Source organism: Peptoniphilus equinus (assembly GCF_027921445.1).
Taxonomy (GTDB): Bacteria; Bacillota; Clostridia; order Tissierellales; family Peptoniphilaceae; genus Peptoniphilus; species Peptoniphilus equinus.
This window is the reverse complement of sequence record NZ_CP115667.1, coordinates 326,390-342,667: the sequence shown is the minus strand read 5'-3', so window position 1 is coordinate 342,667 and position 16,278 is coordinate 326,390. Positions and strand designations below refer to the sequence as shown.

Below are 16,278 nucleotides of genomic sequence, written 5' to 3'. Positions count from 1 at the left end.
TTCACCTCCTCACCATTATACCATCTTGTTCTTGCTCCGTTGTTGTACTACAATAAAATCAACTAAAATAAAACTTTAAGGAGTGATTCGTTTGACCCCTCACATCAGCGCACAACCTCAGGACTTTGCAAAGACTGTCCTCATGCCCGGTGACCCTCGGCGTGCTAAATTCATCGCAGAAAACTATCTGACCGATGCCCGACTCGTCACAGACGTTCGCGGTATGCTGGGCTACACCGGCACATATAAAGGCAAACCCGTCTCCGTCATGGGTTCAGGAATGGGGATGCCATCCATCGGTATCTATGCCACAGAGCTTTTCAAATTTTACGACGTCGAAACCATTATGCGCGTAGGATCCTGCGGTGCGTATCAGGACGACTTAAAACTCTACGACATCATCCTGGCGCAAGGTGCATCCACCAACGGCAACTTCGGCGCGCATTTTATGCCAACCGGGACGTTCAGTGCTCTCTGCGACTTCGAACTCCTCTATACCGCCTACAACGTCGGGGCAAAAAAAGGTGTAAAACCACATGTGGGCAACGTCCTCTCCTCAGACATCTTCTATCATCCGATCCCGGACATTTGGAAAAGCTGGTCAAACCTCAACGTTCTGGCTGTAGAAATGGAAACCTACGCCCTCTATACTCTGGCACAGTCCATGGGAAAAAAAGCCCTCAGCCTCTTAACCGTCTCCGATTCCCTCGTCACCATGGAAGAAACCAGTGCCAAAGAACGAGAAGCGTCCTTCACCGCCATGATGGAAATCGCACTGGAAACGGCCTATGAGCTTCAAAAATAACAAACTCCTTGCCGCCGTCATGGTGGTGGCCATGATCTTTATCAGTAAAGTCCTCGTGGATATGAACCGCACCGGCTACCTCACGGCAGCACCTTCATCCTTGGCTGAGCCGATAGATGACACCTCTGTCGATGAGACCGCCATTCCCACGGAAAGCACCACGAAAGAAGGAGAATCAACAGCAGCTGAACCTTCTGTCATTTACGTGCACATCTCCGGCTACGTCAAGACTCCGGGCCTTTTGAAACTGCCTGAGGGCAGCCGCATTATCGACGGCATTAACGCCGCCGGCGGTGCACTGGAAGGCGCAAATTTGGACGCCGTCAACCTCGCTCAAAAGCTTCAGGATGAAGATCACATCATCGTACCCGGTCCTGCAGCAGCTGTCTCCAACACGCATAGCGGTAAAGTCACATTAAACACCGCCACCAAAGAAGAACTCATGACGCTAAACGGCATTGGCGACAAAACCGCCGAAAGCATTTTAGAGTACCGCAAACAACATCCTTTTTCACGTCCGGAAGATTTGTTGAATGTGCCCGGCATTGGTGAAAAGACCTTCGAAAGCCTCAAAGATCACATTCAGTGACAACAGCAAATAAAAGGTAAAAAATATTTGACAAAGGCCGCCCCCTTTGATATCATATTTCTATCGTCTGTGGTGGGTATGGCCTAGTTGGTTAGGGCGCAAGTTTGTGGCACTTGAGGTCGTGGGTTCGAACCCCACTATCCACCCCATAAAAATTAAAATAACGCAATGTTTTTTAGAATGGCTTTAAATAGCCATTCTTTTTTTGTGCTTTTTATAAATAGAAAATCCCCTCAGCGTGAACTGCTAAGGGGAACTCGTATAAACTTTACAACTTTACGGCCGCCATTTAATAAAGCCGACGGTAGCAATAATAATACTCACAACTAAGATGCCTGAGCCGATATTGGAGAACAAACTCGTCGTCGCCAAACTTGCCATAAAGGACCCGATGCCCATTAAAATGACACCGATGATGGCAATGGTTCGAAATTTTTTAATTTCTTCATTGTTCATAGCTCTTAGCGCCTCCTTTAATAACTTTATACAATAGGGTGTAGATGATAATGCCCACAATAATACCGTTGAGCGCCGGCAGACCGAAGATTCCGTTCAGTGCACTGCCCCCTTTGGCCACACGTTCTAAAAACTTCACGATGACCAGTGTGAGCCCCCATGAGACCCACGGTGTGATGTCCCATGTCGGTATCGCGGAACTTGACAGTTCCGGATAGACCTGTTTGTTTATGATGTAATAGTTGGCAATAATAATCCCGGAGAGTGGCGGTACAATAACGCCCAGCGCATTTAAAAAGGTGAAGAGTACATCAATATTGTACGGTCTTGTCATGGCAAGTAAACCGGCGATAAGTAGGACAATGGCGATAATCTTCTTTCGTCCCGTGCTGAAAGTATTGGCAAGGTTCAAGGACGACGAATATAAATTGGCGGCATTGGTAGTAAAAATATTGGTCGTCATAAGAATCAACGACGGTATAACCAGACCGAACCCGAGGAGAACTGCGGTCAAGTCGGAGTCGCCCATGCCGATAGATGCAATCGCCCCGCAGATAATGAGCAGGGTATTACCCCCCAGTAAACCTAAGACTGATGCTGTCATCGCTTCTTTCGGATTTTTAGCATAACGCATGGTATCCGCAATACACGTCGCCGTGGACAGAATCCACGTGCCGATGACAATGGTAATGCCGTTGAGCAAACTCATCTGGGTTTTAGGCATAAAGGAGACAATCGTGTCCATTCCCACGGTCATACCTGACTTCATGGCTGTTGCAATGGACAGAAAAATAATGGCGGGAATGGCGACATAGCCAAGGACGGCAATCGCTTCAATTCCGGCCAAGGCAAAGACGCCCATAATAATAGCTGTACAAAATAAAATAACAGTTTCTCCCGTCCCCTCAACGCCTAACACCATGGCTACAAAATGGCCGTACGTAGCCGCTTGAATGGTATACCAGCCAATGTTCACAATAGGAACGAATAAGGTGGCAAGTTTGGAGCCGGTGTTTCCAAAGGTATAGCGTGTCATTAATGCAAAGGATAAACCTGTTTTACTGGCCATATTGCCAATGGCCATCGCGATGACACTTAAAAACACATTGCCCACAATCGTGGCGACTACAATGTCTTTAAAATCCAGTCCGGCCGCTAATCCGCCCCCGGTCATCATCGATGTGATGACAAAGACAAAACCCAGCCAAATAATCGTAATGGACCAAAAACTTTTCCGCTTCGACATGGGAACGGCCGATTGTTCAAAATCAAGGTCATCAGTGACCTCAGGCGCACCCACGTGCTTTTTATCTATATTTTCCATCGTAACCTCACTTCCAATATCCCTGATGCACTTCGGCCACTTCCTCTGCCAAATCCTCAAACGGACCGACGACTTGAATCGCCTTCTGACCTTTGGCAAAGACCTCTCTGCAAGGCAAATCAAACGTCGGATTTTGTTCATTATCTCCGGTCATGGCTAAAAGCTTCTTTTCCGTGAGTGCGTAGACAACCGTGCCGATGTTGGCCCAATAAATAGCGCCTGCACACATGGCACAGGGCTCAGCCGTGGTATACAACGTGCAGTCCCAAAGAAACCCTTTGTCATACGTTTCGGAAGCTCGTTGTGCCAAAGTTGTTTCAGCATGACCGGTACATACATGATCCGTAACTTCAATGTTCTCCTGTTCCATTAAAATCTCACCGTCCGGTCCTACCAGAATAGCTCCGAAAGGTGTGTTGCCATGCGCTCTGGACTGTCGTGAGACCTCAACGGCGCGTCGTAAATAGTCGCGATGATCCATGATACTACCTCCTTTTTTTCTCAGCATTATTATTAATGCTTTATTGTATGATACGCTAACCTTCCTGCCTGTGCAAGGTTTTTTCTCCATAACTTTTACCGTCGTCTCGCTATGCGACAACTGGATAAACGATTGGGCCGGACATAAAAAAAAGAGAACTCATCATGAGTTCTCTTTGGCTTATCACTGTGAAATTAGTCGAGCAGCTTGGATACCACGCCGGATGCTACGGTACGGCCGCCTTCACGAATGGCGAAGCGTAGTCCTTCATCCATGGCAATTGGAGTGATGAGTTCTACGGTGAAGGTGGAGTTGTCTCCTGGCATGACCATTTCTACGCCTTCTTGTAGGGAGATGTCCCCGGTTACGTCGGTGGTTCTGAAGTAGAATTGTGGACGGTAGCCGTTGAAGAATGGGGTGTGTCGTCCGCCTTCTTCTTTGCTCAGTACGTAGACTTCGGCTTCAAATTTTTTGTGTGGGTGAATGGTTCCCGGTGCGGCTAAGACTTGGCCTCTTTCGATTTCGTTACGTTGTACACCGCGTAGGAGTGCCCCGATGTTGTCCCCTGCTTGGGCTTGGTCGAGTTGTTTCTTGAACATTTCGACGCCGGTGACGACGACGGTGCGCTTTTCTTCGGTGAGGCCGACGAGTTCGACGTTGTCGCCGACTTTGACGGTCCCTTGTTCGACTCTACCGGTGGCTACGGTACCACGACCGGTGATGGAGAAGACGTCTTCTACTGGCATGAGGAATGGGTGATCGATGTCACGTACTGGTTCTGGAATGTATGCGTCAACTTCTTCCATGAGTTTGATGATTTTGTCGCCCCATTCGCCGTCTGGATCGTCGAGTGCTTTTAATGCGGATCCGACTACGATTGGTGTGTTGTCGCCGTCGAAGTCGTATTCGTTTAACAGGTCTCTGATTTCCATTTCTACGAGTTCGATAAGTTCTGGATCATCGACTTGGTCTTCTTTGTTTAAGAAGACAACGATGGATGGTACACCGACTTGACGTGCTAAGAGGATGTGCTCACGGGTTTGTGGCATTGGACCGTCTGCTGCGGAGCATACGAGGATGGCGCCGTCCATTTGGGCTGCACCGGTGATCATGTTCTTGACATAGTCGGCGTGGCCTGGGCAGTCTACGTGGGCGTAGTGACGGTTGGCGGTTTCGTATTCGACGTGTGAGGTGGAGATGGTGATACCACGTTCTCTTTCTTCAGGTGCTTTGTCGATGTGTGCGTAGTCAACGAATTCACCGGATCCGAAGCGTTTGTTTAGTACAAAGGTGATTGCTGCGGTGAGGGTGGTTTTTCCGTGGTCAACGTGACCGATGGTTCCGATATTTACGTGGGGTTTGGTTCTTTCAAATTTAGCTTTAGCCATAGCTGCCTCCTAAAATTTCTATAAGTTACTAATTAGTTTTATAATACAATACTTCTGTTGTAAAATCAATATTTCCGGCTAAACCATTTGCGCTTCTATGGTCCTGTGGACGAAATGCTTCATGTAGTAATAGCAAAACACGGTATTGGCCACTTCAGCAATGACATAGGATGCCCACACAAAGTCCAGACGACCGCTCAGAGCAAGCAAATAGGCTGCCGGCAGCAGCACGATAATTTGCCGCAACAGCGCCGCCACAAGACCCAACATGCCGTTGCCGAAAGACTGATAGACGGCTTCCGCCACAACGTTGTAGGCCGCAAGAGGAAAAGACAGCGCAATCCACCGAAAGGCCACCACACCGATAGCCGCCATCTCTTCAGACGGATTGAACAGCGCAATGAGACTGCCCGGGGCAACTAAAAAGAGGACGAGACCCGCCAGAGTGATAAGATAGCCTATTTTAAAAGCCACACGCATCAAATCATAACAGCGTTGTCGGTTCTTTGCGCCGTAGTTATAGGCAAGGGCCGGTACCAGACCGTTGGTAAGGCCGAAAAGGGGCAAAAACACAAAGTTTTGAATGCGAAAATACGCACCGTAAACGGCCACTGCCGCTTCCGTGAAGTGTCCCAAAATCTTGTTGAGAAAATAAATGGTCACGGAGCTCAAAGAAATCAGTGCCACTGACGGCAAACCGACTTCATAAATTTTTTTGATGGTCTCAAGATCAGGCTTTGAGACGACAAATGCCACCTCATGATTGTAGCGATGGTTTAAGTAGAGACCTAAAAGACTGGCCACGCCCTGACCGATGACCGTCGCAACGGCAGCGCCTGCCACGCCAAGTTCCGGAAACCCAAAGTAGCCGAAGATTAAAATAGGGTCCAGAATAATATTGATAACAGCGCCGATACCTTGAGTGATAAGGGTTAATGTCGTCCGTCCCGTCGACTGTAAAAGCCGCTCCATCATAATCTGCAAATTGACAAACAAAGCAAGTCCCGTGACAATGCCAAGGTAATCTTCCCCATAGCTTCGCACTATCGGGTTATCGGTCTGAGCGCTGAGATAGGGCGCTGTGGCAAAGCGGCTGAAGATGACAAAGAGCACACTGTGAATGATCACGAGAATGAGGGCATTGAACATGACCTTTTCCGTCTGCCGGTGATCCTTAGCACCGAGACTCTTTGAGAGCAGGGCATTGGTGCCGACTCCGGTGCCGACAGCAAGGCCGATGATCAGGTTTTGGACAGGAAAAGCCAGCGTCACGGCGGTAAACGCATCCTGGTTGATGAGGGACACAAAATAGGAGTCCACAATATTGTAAAGTGCCTGTATGAGCATGGCCACCATAAGAGGTATGGACAATTTAAGCAGCAACTCGCCCACAGGCATGGTCGCCATTTTTTCTGAATTCATAAGTTGCCTCCTAACTGTTACTATAGTATCGAAATTTACACCAACTCTCAAGCATTCTTCGCTGTTTGTATAAACTTTAGTGTGAGATAACAAATAAACGTCTATAGACGCTATAGCTTCCTGCAAATAACGCTGCGCCGACCTGTATGCGATGTCCCTCTATGCAATGTGCATTTTTGTTCCTTTTTAGTTTTCTTCGTTATATACTATAGTTAAAATAATTAAGGAGGTATACCTATGAGTACATTATCACCTGATGATCGCCGACGCGCACTCTTTCGTTTTATCGTATTCAGTTTGTTTGGCGTCTTTATGTTCTTCGTGCCGATCACTATAGGTGACACAAGTTCTATCCCTCTGGATCACTTGGTCACCGGCATTCAAACCATTCCATACTTTAAAGCGGCTTACGGACTTTTGATTGTCATCGCCGGTGTCATCTTCCCCTTTGTCACGGGAACATGGAACAAAACCAAAATCAAAACCGCCTTTTCCCTTATCAATATTCTTGGCATTCCCTTTGTCATTATGGCGGTCTTTAACATCGGTCCTGCCGCACTGTTGGAGCCGGACATGATTCCCTTTGTCTTTAATAAAGTCGTCGCACCGGTTACGACGATCATTCCCATCGGCTCCGTGTTCCTCGCATTTATCATCTCTTACGGTCTGATGGAATTTGTCGGCGTCTTTATGCGACCTATTATGATGCCGATCTTTAAAACACCGGGCCGAAGCGCCATTGATGCCGTGGCATCCTTTGTCGGATCGTATTCTCTGGCACTGCTCATCACCAACGGCGTTTACAAGGAAGGTATGTACACAAAAAAAGAAGCCTGCATTATTGCTACCGGCTTTTCGACAGTTTCCGCCACATTTATGATCATCGTTGCCAAAACCCTGGGCTATATGGATACTCACTGGCTGCAATTTTTCTGGATCACGGTTATTGTCACCTTCCTGGTCACAGCCATCACGGCGCGTCTCTATCCTCTGAACAAAAAACCGGACACCTACTATGACGGTGTGAAAGGTGACGTGGAGCAGGACATCAAACACGACAAATTCAAAGTGGCTCTGGACATGGCACTTAACGTGGCTCACACTGCACCGACAGTCGCTGAAAATGTGGCAAAGAATCTGAAAGACGGCATTCGGCTGGCACTTAACATGGCGCCGTCTCTCATGGCTATCGGAACCCTCGGTCTTATTATCGCCGAGTACACACCGGTCTTTGATGTAGTCGGTTACATCTTCTACCCGTTCACTGCACTGGCTCAGCTGCCTGACGCCCTTCTCGCCGCCAAGTCGCTGTCCATGAGTATTGCAGAAATGTTCCTGCCTGCCATGCCAATGGCAGAGTCCGCCATGGTCACCCGCTTCGTCGTTGGGGTCACCTGTATCTCTGAAATCCTCTTTTTCAGCGGTTCTATCCCCTCCATACTGGGCACAGAAATCCCACTGAAAATGCGAGATTACTTTATCATCTGGTTTGAACGTGTGGTGCTTTCCATTCTACTCGCTGCACCGTTCGCCCACTTCCTTTTCTAACGACACAAAAAGGACGGCATATGCCGTCCTCTTTTATTGCATCATTACATGTTAAAACTGTCACGATTAAAACAAATCATCTAAAATATGGCCGTCGCCGTCCTTATCCAGCAAGTTTTTCACTTGACCGAACAGACCGTCGCCGCGAACCGTGCCGCGAAGTTCATCCACTTCCCGAGGCAGGTCGTCCCGACCGAAACGCTTCTCCTTTTTATTCTTCGACAGAGAAATCAGCACCAGTGGCGCAATGACCAGAAGAATCTTTTTGATGGTGCTCTCATCCAAGCCGCTCTTTTCAGCCGCCTGATGTTCCACATCTCTGCGGTTTTGTCCCAAAATAGAATCCACCATAGCGTCTTTTTCGCTGTTGTCCAGTCGCTCCACATAGTCGTTTGCGTCGTTGAAGTCGTCATCCTCATGGCGGCGGAGCACATGATCCAAAGCATCCCGTCCTTCTTCCGATGTGGCACGGCCTTGAAGTCTGTCGAGCAGCTCCGGTACCAATGCCCCAAGGCCTTTAGTAAACTCCATGCCGGAGAGACCTTGACGTTCTGCCGATTGTTTTGCAACTAACAGTTCTGTAAGTAAATTTTTATAATCCATGGTATCACCTCGTCGTCTTTATACCCTATCCCCGTGTAATAATCTCCTTAAGACCGGTATGCTCTACACAAGCCACCGCTCCAAGCTGAATGACAATCATCGAACCCGCCACGCCGCCAAAAGATAAGAGTAGCGGTGTCTGCTGGATGATATAGAGCTCCGCCGCAACCAACACACCGCTCACCACAGCATAGGTCACGCCGTTGATGTAAGGACGCTTCACAAAGTAGCTTATGGTATAGGTGATCGCTGCACACAGTCCTCCCACGACCATATCCACCGTCCCGAGCGGCGAACTCAGATTGGCGAGGATCCCCCCAAGGACAAAGGCCGGTACGAACTTTCTGTTGTAAAAAGGCATGACACACAGAGCTTCCCCGATGCGAAACTGCAGCGGTCCGAAAGAAGGAATAAAGGTAATCAGTGCTACATAAAGCGCCATAAAAATGCCGTTTAAGGCAAGATCTCGAGTTTTCAATGTAAACTCCTTTCATATCCGCAGCCCTACATTAAAAAAGCGCCACCTTGGCTGCGACCTGTGACGCTTCATTTAATCTTATAAGGTTTATGACCCTTTGTCAAGCCTCTCGACACGCTATCAATCAGGCTAAGCGTGACGACATGGACACTCGCTTCGGGGTTTTAGTTCCACGTGGAACTAAAACCCGGTCTTGCTACATTCCAACCGAGTGCTAATCATCCGTCAAGGGACGCCAGCTTCTCTTGTGTCATCTTAGTCTTGATCCTGCTCATCGTCCACACAGCTGTGCGTCGTCCCACCGCACCATGTCATCCATTGTGCAAGTAAGGCCTCCTGCATCCGCAGTGTGTGAGCCATGGTAAGGCGCTGAAGATCCATGAAATAATCCATCTGCATGGCCAGGACGTTTGTCGATTGCGGCACAGGCAGACCGGCCGGTTTCTTATGTTTTCTGACAAACTTCTTCTCCGCCTGATATAGCGCTGAAGGATGCATCTCAATAATCAAGTCGCCAAACTGCGGCTCCGCTTCGGCGGCGACGGCAGTTTCAGGACGTGCCACCGTAAAGTGGCTCACGTGAGCAAGCTCATTTTTGGGACGGACTTCCAGTGCGGCGCTTTGGACCTTAGCCGACAGCATAGCCTCAGTCGCCGTCACAGCGTCATCCCGAAGCACCCGCTGCAACGGCACGCTGTTAAAACACCGCAGCACTTCCGGCGCAGGTTCACACACCTTGCCGTCAAACCCCAGAACCGGCACGCCATGTTGGACATGAACGGCTTCCTGAACGGTGCCCAACACATAGGTGTCACCGCTTTTCACCCAAAGCTGATCCCCCGGCTTGAGTGCTTTTAACAACTTCAGATAGGTGGCCAGCTGTCGTCGCTGCTTCGGATAAGCCGCCGCCATTTTCTGTGCATAGTCCTCAAGATCCACAACTGGCTCCTGCAGCGTGGTAGGGATGACCAACGTCGCCCTCTCGTCAAGTGCAGACCGATCCAGCAATCCTTGTAAATTCAAACGAAAAAGCATACTGTCTCCTTTCTAAAGGCGTCGCATCATGCCGGGGCGAAAGTTTTTCTTCTCAAGGGTATCATCAATGGCATCAAGCAAATCCGGTACGTCTCGGTTTAATGTGCCGCCGAGGAGGACATAGTTGGATGCGTGATTGGAGCGAAACACCGTCCCCTCACTATCTACATGTTCTAAAAAGCGGCGCATTTCATAGAGGATTTCCTCCGGTGACGGCATCTCAAAGATCCCCTGCTGCCAGTCCCTGTAAAGTTCCGTATTACCATAGAGGCGTACCGTGAGGTAACTCACATAGTCCGGCTTGGTGTCGGTGATAAGCCGCGCCGTGCCCAGCGCATTTTGTTCCCACTTGGCTCGTCCTCCGAGTCCTGCAATAATAGTGACCGACGTTTGAAAGCCTGCCGTCTTACACTTGGCCATAGTTTTCACATAGTCTTCATAGGTGAGTCCCTTGTTAATGTCCTCTAAAATCTCGGGATCACCGCTTTCAAAGCCGATATAGAGCATCTCCAGGCCGTGGTCATGGAGCATTTTAAGCTCCGCATCCGTCTTTAAATTGATGTCCTTGGCCGTAGCATAGGACGCTACACGTTTAACATTGGGCATATTCTCGCGAATGTAGTCCAAAAGGCGGACGAGTTTGTCCGTGGGAATAATGAGCGCATCACCGTCAGCGATAAAAACCCGCTCATAGTAGGGAAAGTAACGCGCTTCAGTCTCCAAATCGGCGATGATCTCATCCACATCCCGAATGATAAAGGGTTCATCTTTATACATATAACAAAAGGTGCACCGATTATGAGAACAGCCGATGGTGGCTTGAATGATCAGCGATCTGGCTTCGCTGGGCGGCCGAAACACATTGCCGTAATAGTTCATGAGATACCCTTTCTGTGTGCTTTTAACAGTTGATCTTTAAGGTCCCACAGCGCCTGAGATAAATCTACAATGTACTCCTGAGGGCTCTCCAAACGCTTCACTTCATCCCATAGACGTTCCACCTGGTCTCTCGCCCGGTCTCGAATGGCGTCCAGACTCGGCATATCATAAACCAGTTGACCTTGTTCATAGACAGGCTCAAGCAGAGCGACAGCTTCAAAGTTTTTCAAAACCTTGCGCTTCCAAATATGAATGGGATGAAAGATTTCATACGTGTCGGTATCAATGGTCTCGTGAGCCAACGTCACCACATCTGCTAAGGCCTTGCCTGTCGCTTTATCATAGAAACGGTAGAGCTTTTTAAAGCCCGGGTTGGTAATCTTCGCCACATTCTCCGAAATTTTAATCTTAGGTATTTCTTTCTCGCCGTCAAACACGGACGTGAGCTTGTAGACGCCGCCAAAAACCGGCGCACTCTTGGACGTGATGAGTCGCTCGCCCACGCCGTAGCTGTCAATAGCTGCCTTTTGGAGCTTCAAATTGTCAATGGTGTACTCGTCCAGGGAATTGCTGGCCATGATGGTACAGTCGGTAAAGCCGGCTTCATCCAGCATATACCGTGCCATCTTGGACAAATAGGCCATATCCCCGGAGTCAATGCGAATCCCCTTCGGGCGATACCCGTTCGGTACCAGATACTCGGTAAAGACTTTAATAGCATTAGGCACGCCGCTGCCTAACGTATCGTAGGTGTCCACCAACAGCACACAGTTGTCCGGATAAGCCTTGGCAAACTCTAAAAAGGCTTCATATTCCGTATCAAAAAGCTGCACCCAGGAGTGAGCCATAGTCCCCATCGACGGCACCCCGTAAAGCTTATCAGCAAGCGTACACGCCGTCCCGATACAGCCGCCAATATAGGCTGCCCGTGCACCTAAGATAGCGCCGCTGTAACCCTGTGCCCGGCGTGATCCGAACTCAATGACCGGTCGTCCGTCAGCCGCCGTGACAATGCGGTTCGCTTTCGTGGCAATCATAGACTGATGATTTAACGTCACAAGTAACATCGTCTCGATAAACTGAGCTTGAAGCGCCGGCCCCTTCACGATGACCAACGGCTCGCCGGGAAAGATCACCGTACCCTCAGGCACCGCCCACATATCACATTCAAAGTGGAAACGGCGAAGGTAGTCAAAAAAAGCCTCATCAAAAATGCCTTTAGACTTTAAAAAATCGATGTCCTCTTCCGTGAAATTTAAATTTTCAATATAGTCAATCACTTGTTCCAACCCGGCCATGATGGCAAAATTGGCATGGTCCGGTACCGTTCTGAAAAACATATCAAACGTGACAATTTGTTCAGCTCGTCCCGATTTCAAAAACCCGCCTGCCATGGTCAGCTCATAGAAGTCCACAAGCAAAGTATAGTTATTGCGATTACGTTGTATTTTTTCCATGTCACACCTCTTATAAAAGATTATATATGCCATTGAGTCGGTTTTCAAATGTTTATCCCACGTGCATAAGCTGCTGCGCCTTGGGTAAAACTACTATAACTCAAATGCCTCGGGAGGTTTCAATGGATTTTAAAACAGATGCCTATTTACATGACGACGTTTATGTCCGCTATATCAGCGCCTTGTTGGCGAAAGAGGGGATTGACTTCACCGCCGATGACGTAGCGAGTCTGTTGATTGAACGACGTACCGTCGGCGGAAAATCGCTGGAGAGCTTTTTTCTGCTCTATGACACAAAGCGAGCCATGGATTATATCACTGAACTTGCAAAGACAGGTGCACCGCTCACCCCGCATCGTCTGATGGAAATCAACCGCCTCCTCCTCCAAGACGTCATCCCAGGCGGTATCTACCGCACCTTTAACACCGACCGCGGGACGACCTTTATGGAGCTGCATCAAGCCATGGACCGTCTCTTCCAAGCCATGGCGACCATGGATGTGGTGCCCGGCGGATGGTTTACGAATAACTTTATGACCATCGCTCCTTTCGGACATCGCAACGCCGCCACTGCCGCCATGGTCGAACTCTATTACCATTTGATCCGCGGCGATGCCATAGACAGCTGCGACCTCCCTCACCGCTACATTATGCCACATTGATCATTATCCTCGCCTAAACTGCGAGGATTTTCATTCAGACAAACCCTTATTTTTGCAAAATGTGCAGAACACATAAACGTCTGACAACCGCGTGCTGTGGTAATCTCTGACGTTTATAGACAAATGCAAAGCTTAACGGAACCTCACATCAAACTCCGGGCTTCATATACAAAGAACCTCACAGGTAGTATCCTATGAGGTTCTTTGTATAGTGTGAATTGTTAAGTGCTGTCCGTGTCTCGACAACTGCGACAGACTCCCCTTATCGACCCACAGCTTTGATCCTACGGCCAAATATGAATACAGACACCCATGACACGATGGCTGCCGGACATCTTTTGATGACACACGCCGATATGTCAATGGCCACAACGCGCTAGCTTTGACTGGCGGTAGGCAGAGACACCTCCCATGGCCTTGCTTCCTTTGTCACTCACCGTCACAAAGAGCTGCTTCCATCACAGCACACCACAACAAAACCTGTGGCAACGCCCATTCCTCACACGGCGAGCACAATGAAGACGGCGCTCTCCCCTCGTCTCCAAAGCGCGAGATCCTGACCCTCGCTATATCTGCCACATCTAAACCGACGTACTGGCTCCACATGCCGCCTGCTTTTTAAAGCCTTGATTTTGAGGTTTCAAAATTGCAGACACAAAAAAAGAAAGAGATTGCTCTCTTTCTTTTTTATTGCTCCATGATACAAGCTTTATTTTTCTTCAGCTGGTGTAAGTTCTGCAGCGTCTTCAACTTCTACATCTGCGATAGGAGTGTGGTTTGCGTTGTTCAGTCTGAAGTTAGTAGCAAATGCTTTGCCGTAAAGACCGGACATATTGTCTACGGAGAAGATAACTTCTACATCTACGAAGTCAACGAGAAGTTCAGCATCGTCTTTTGCTACATAGTAAGCTTCAACGTGGTGAGAATCATCAACGTCGAATGCGTTGTTGTACACATCAATGGTTACCAGCGCTGTATTCGCATCTTCATCTTTGACGCTAAGCACTTTACCTACATAAGTGTTGCCTTGGAATGCGGTCCAGTTGTTTTGGAGTGCACCGTCAAGGTGAGTATCTCTTGGAAGGATGGATACGACTTTCGGTACGTTGTTGCCTTCGTTTGCACCAAGTTGGATTACGGTGCCTGCTTCGAGTTTGTCGAATCTGATGGCTGAGAAGATGTCGGCATCGTCAAGGTTTACGATGGTTTGGAAACCGTGTTCGTCAACGACTTGAAGGGTGCGGCCGTCATCTTTAAGATCAACTACTCTTACGATTGGGTGCTTGTTAACGTCGCTGTGATCAAGAACCATACCGTATTCATCAGTGCCGTTTGCTGCGGAATAAGTGACTTCAACGATATCAAATTTATTGTTGTAGTTGTATGGGAATACGGACAGGTTGGTCATAACGTTAGCATCTACGAGTTCGCCGTTTGCTTTTTCAAGGGTTACGCCGTAGTTGTAGTTGGTTTCGTTAATAACGCGGTATAATTCGCTTCCTTTTGCTTTGGTTACTGTGTTGAACACGATAACTTTTGCAGTTTGTCCGTTGGTGTTGAAGCCTTGGATAACGCCTTCGTAGCCATTGGTGTCATATCCTGCATAGACGTTTGGAATCTTGTATTCGTCATAGTTTTGGAAACCGATCAGGGCTACTGCTGCTGCTAAGTCTTCAACTTCTCTCATTTGGTTGTTGTAAGGGTTAGCTACGAATACACGAGTGTCGTCGTTAACTTTTAATTCAACGGTACCATAGTTAGGGCTTACAAATGTAATAGCATTGGCTTTAGTGTTGTTGCCGTTGAATTTGATGGTTGCATAGCTAGTAAGTGCATCTGCGTAGTATTTGTCTAAAGTTCCTACTGGAAGCGCTTCGGTTGATACGGTTGCATCAGCTACACCTTCCCAACGATCGTTGCCGTCTTGTACGGTGTTGACAGCTGCGCCAAGAGCCATGAACTCTGGGTTACCCAGTTCAAGGATGTGTGTTACTTCGTTTTTGTCGTTAACAAGTACGCGAACTAAAGATCCAAGGTAGTAATCTGGGTTGGTGATGTCTTTAACTTTGATCATGTTGGTCTTGCTTGCGCCGTTAGCTTGTACGAATACGGTGTCGGTAGTTACGGTGTAAGTTTGTTTGTCATCTTGGTTCAGGGTGAGTTTGTTGTTTCTAAGTGCGGAAAGTACGCCGAGCTTAGCATCTACTGGAACTCTTCTGAAGTTGACGAGTTTGTACAGTGCGTTGTATACCATGGTGAATGCATCGCCACGTGTTGCTGCTGCGTTAGCATCAGTTACAGTTACGTCGTCAAGAATACCAAGTTGGGTTGCCCATGTTAACCATTGACCGGCCCAGTTTGCGTTGGCTGTTTTGGCCATGTCTGCGGTGAGGTCTTCTTTAACCAGTACGACGAGCATTTTTGCAAGTTCTGCATAGGTGACGTTGTTTTCTGGTTTGAAGGATCCATCTGGATAACCTTGGAGCATTGCCAGTCCGTTGGCTGCTGATGGTACGGTGGTACCTACAGTGATCACGCCGTTTGCCCAGTGGGTTGCATCAACGTCGGAGTAGATGTTGATAGAACCTTGAAGTTTTTTGGACAGGTCTTCATGACCGTTTGCTAATGCTAACAGTTTGGTGATTTCTGCTCTGGTGATTGTCTTATCTAATTGATAAGAACCATCTTCGTAACCTTCAACTAATTTTTTGTCGATAACGTATTGGATTTTGTTGTCTTTTCCAACTACTTTCTCAACTTTTTCTTCAGTTGTTGTTTCGGCTGCGAAGACAGATGTGAATGTGCCCAGTACCATAACTAGTGTCAGTACTAGGGAAAGAAGTTTCTTGTTCATCTTGTCTTTCGACCTCCTTAAAAATTTTGTAGACCTACAAAAGTCTTAAACTTTTGCCGACTGTGTGAACGCACAGTCTCTGAGGTGACAAGTAAACATTATTCGCATCGTCACATAAGTGTCTTATGGATAATATTTAATTGTCATTGTTCCTCGTTGTTACTATTATACACGAATCCTAATTAAAGTAAAATTACAGTTGTGTTACAGAATTGTTACCTCTTTAAAGTTGTATGCTGTGCTAAGTGCGACGCTATATCTAAATCTTAGCCAATATCCTGATTGTGTGCCCTGTGG

The 16,278-nt window shown here is 48.0% G+C and carries 15 protein-coding genes and 1 tRNA gene; 5 read left to right on the top strand and 11 right to left on the bottom strand.

The annotated features are described in order from the left end of the window. Positions 1–91 precede the first annotated feature (91 nt). The 3 genes from deoD (at position 92) to O6R05_RS01745 (ending at position 1,543) form a co-directional block, all read left to right on the top strand. Positions 92–805, top strand: a complete 714-nt coding sequence (deoD, locus tag O6R05_RS01755) for a purine-nucleoside phosphorylase (protein ID WP_271192280.1) — start codon at positions 92–94, stop codon at positions 803–805. Next, positions 789–1,394 (top strand): ComEA family DNA-binding protein, encoded by a 606-nt coding sequence (locus O6R05_RS01750; RefSeq protein WP_271191821.1) that lies wholly within the window; start codon positions 789–791, stop codon positions 1,392–1,394. Before deoD ends, O6R05_RS01750 begins: the two co-directional genes overlap by 17 nt. 72 nt (positions 1,395–1,466) lie before the next feature. After that, positions 1,467–1,543, top strand: a tRNA-His gene (locus O6R05_RS01745). Between the two features lie 127 nt (positions 1,544–1,670). On the opposite strand, the gene O6R05_RS01740 is transcribed toward O6R05_RS01745, so the two are convergent. The 5 genes from O6R05_RS01740 to O6R05_RS01720 form a co-directional block, all read right to left on the bottom strand. Then, positions 1,671–1,850 carry a hypothetical protein gene (locus O6R05_RS01740; RefSeq protein WP_271191820.1) on the bottom strand — a complete coding sequence of 60 codons (180 nt, stop codon included), beginning with the start codon at positions 1,848–1,850 and terminating at the stop codon, positions 1,671–1,673. Then, a complete protein-coding gene (locus tag O6R05_RS01735; RefSeq protein ID WP_271191819.1) occupies positions 1,840–3,174 on the bottom strand; it encodes a cytosine permease in 1,335 nt (444 codons plus the stop codon). The genes O6R05_RS01740 and O6R05_RS01735 overlap by 11 nt, the downstream gene beginning before the upstream one ends. 7 nt (positions 3,175–3,181) lie before the next feature. Next, positions 3,182–3,655 carry a nucleoside deaminase gene (locus O6R05_RS01730; RefSeq protein WP_271191818.1) on the bottom strand — a complete coding sequence of 158 codons (474 nt, stop codon included), beginning with the start codon at positions 3,653–3,655 and terminating at the stop codon, positions 3,182–3,184. A 194-nt stretch (positions 3,656–3,849) separates the two neighbouring features. Continuing rightward, on the bottom strand, positions 3,850–5,043 hold the full coding sequence (gene tuf / locus O6R05_RS01725; protein WP_271191327.1) for an elongation factor Tu: 1,194 nt from the start codon (positions 5,041–5,043) through the stop codon (positions 3,850–3,852). 78 nt (positions 5,044–5,121) lie between these two features. After that, positions 5,122–6,465 carry an MATE family efflux transporter gene (locus tag O6R05_RS01720; protein WP_271191817.1) on the bottom strand — a complete coding sequence of 448 codons (1,344 nt, stop codon included), beginning with the start codon at positions 6,463–6,465 and terminating at the stop codon, positions 5,122–5,124. Positions 6,466–6,702: 237 nt separating this feature from the next. On the opposite strand from O6R05_RS01720, the gene O6R05_RS01715 reads away from it, so the two are divergent. Continuing rightward, positions 6,703–8,013: a YjiH family protein gene (locus O6R05_RS01715; protein WP_271191816.1), complete on the top strand. Its 1,311-nt coding sequence runs from the start codon at positions 6,703–6,705 to the stop codon at positions 8,011–8,013. Positions 8,014–8,079: 66 nt separating this feature from the next. On the opposite strand, the gene O6R05_RS01710 is transcribed toward O6R05_RS01715, so the two are convergent. From O6R05_RS01710 to O6R05_RS01690, 5 genes are all read right to left on the bottom strand, one after another. Next, on the bottom strand, positions 8,080–8,616 hold the full coding sequence (locus O6R05_RS01710) for a DUF937 domain-containing protein (protein ID WP_271191815.1): 537 nt from the start codon (positions 8,614–8,616) through the stop codon (positions 8,080–8,082). Positions 8,617–8,641: 25 nt separating this feature from the next. Then, the gene (locus tag O6R05_RS01705) at positions 8,642–9,094 is read right to left on the bottom strand and encodes a QueT transporter family protein (protein WP_271191814.1); all 453 of its coding nucleotides are present in this window, start codon (positions 9,092–9,094) and stop codon (positions 8,642–8,644) included. A 255-nt stretch (positions 9,095–9,349) separates the two neighbouring features. Beyond that, positions 9,350–10,129, bottom strand: a complete 780-nt coding sequence (locus O6R05_RS01700; RefSeq protein ID WP_271191813.1) for a hypothetical protein — start codon at positions 10,127–10,129, stop codon at positions 9,350–9,352. Between the two features lie 12 nt (positions 10,130–10,141). Further along, positions 10,142–11,008 carry a radical SAM protein gene (locus tag O6R05_RS01695; RefSeq protein WP_271191812.1) on the bottom strand — a complete coding sequence of 289 codons (867 nt, stop codon included), beginning with the start codon at positions 11,006–11,008 and terminating at the stop codon, positions 10,142–10,144. Then, positions 11,005–12,465, bottom strand: a complete 1,461-nt coding sequence (locus O6R05_RS01690) for a nicotinate phosphoribosyltransferase (protein WP_271191811.1) — start codon at positions 12,463–12,465, stop codon at positions 11,005–11,007. The genes O6R05_RS01695 and O6R05_RS01690 overlap by 4 nt, the downstream gene beginning before the upstream one ends. A 122-nt stretch (positions 12,466–12,587) precedes the next feature. On the opposite strand from O6R05_RS01690, the gene O6R05_RS01685 reads away from it, so the two are divergent. Next, positions 12,588–13,127, top strand: coding sequence for a hypothetical protein (locus tag O6R05_RS01685; protein WP_271191810.1), 540 nt, complete (start codon positions 12,588–12,590; stop codon positions 13,125–13,127). A 709-nt stretch (positions 13,128–13,836) separates the two neighbouring features. On the opposite strand, the gene O6R05_RS01680 is transcribed toward O6R05_RS01685, so the two are convergent. Next, entirely contained in the window at positions 13,837–15,981 is a 2,145-nt protein-coding gene (locus O6R05_RS01680) for an S-layer homology domain-containing protein (RefSeq protein WP_271191809.1), read from the bottom strand. Positions 15,982–16,278 lie beyond the last annotated feature (297 nt).

Bases quoted from the DNA above. Each gene is read 5' to 3' on its own strand.
- tuf (WP_271191327.1), bottom strand. From the start codon at position 5,043: ATGGCTAAAGCTAAATTTGAAAGAACCAAACCCCACGTAAATATCGGA.
- O6R05_RS01720 (WP_271191817.1), bottom strand. From the start codon at position 6,465: ATGAATTCAGAAAAAATGGCGACCATGCCTGTGGGCGAGTTGCTGCTT.
- O6R05_RS01715 (WP_271191816.1), top strand. From the start codon at position 6,703: ATGAGTACATTATCACCTGATGATCGCCGACGCGCACTCTTTCGTTTT.
- O6R05_RS01685 (WP_271191810.1), top strand. From the start codon at position 12,588: ATGGATTTTAAAACAGATGCCTATTTACATGACGACGTTTATGTCCGC.
- O6R05_RS01730 (WP_271191818.1), bottom strand. From the start codon at position 3,655: ATGGATCATCGCGACTATTTACGACGCGCCGTTGAGGTCTCACGACAG.
- O6R05_RS01695 (WP_271191812.1), bottom strand. From the start codon at position 11,008: ATGAACTATTACGGCAATGTGTTTCGGCCGCCCAGCGAAGCCAGATCG.
- O6R05_RS01735 (WP_271191819.1), bottom strand. From the start codon at position 3,174: ATGGAAAATATAGATAAAAAGCACGTGGGTGCGCCTGAGGTCACTGAT.
- O6R05_RS01680 (WP_271191809.1), bottom strand. From the start codon at position 15,981: ATGAACAAGAAACTTCTTTCCCTAGTACTGACACTAGTTATGGTACTG.
- O6R05_RS01710 (WP_271191815.1), bottom strand. From the start codon at position 8,616: ATGGATTATAAAAATTTACTTACAGAACTGTTAGTTGCAAAACAATCG.
- O6R05_RS01700 (WP_271191813.1), bottom strand. From the start codon at position 10,129: ATGCTTTTTCGTTTGAATTTACAAGGATTGCTGGATCGGTCTGCACTT.
- O6R05_RS01750 (WP_271191821.1), top strand. From the start codon at position 789: ATGAGCTTCAAAAATAACAAACTCCTTGCCGCCGTCATGGTGGTGGCC.
- O6R05_RS01690 (WP_271191811.1), bottom strand. From the start codon at position 12,465: ATGGAAAAAATACAACGTAATCGCAATAACTATACTTTGCTTGTGGAC.
- O6R05_RS01740 (WP_271191820.1), bottom strand. From the start codon at position 1,850: ATGAACAATGAAGAAATTAAAAAATTTCGAACCATTGCCATCATCGGT.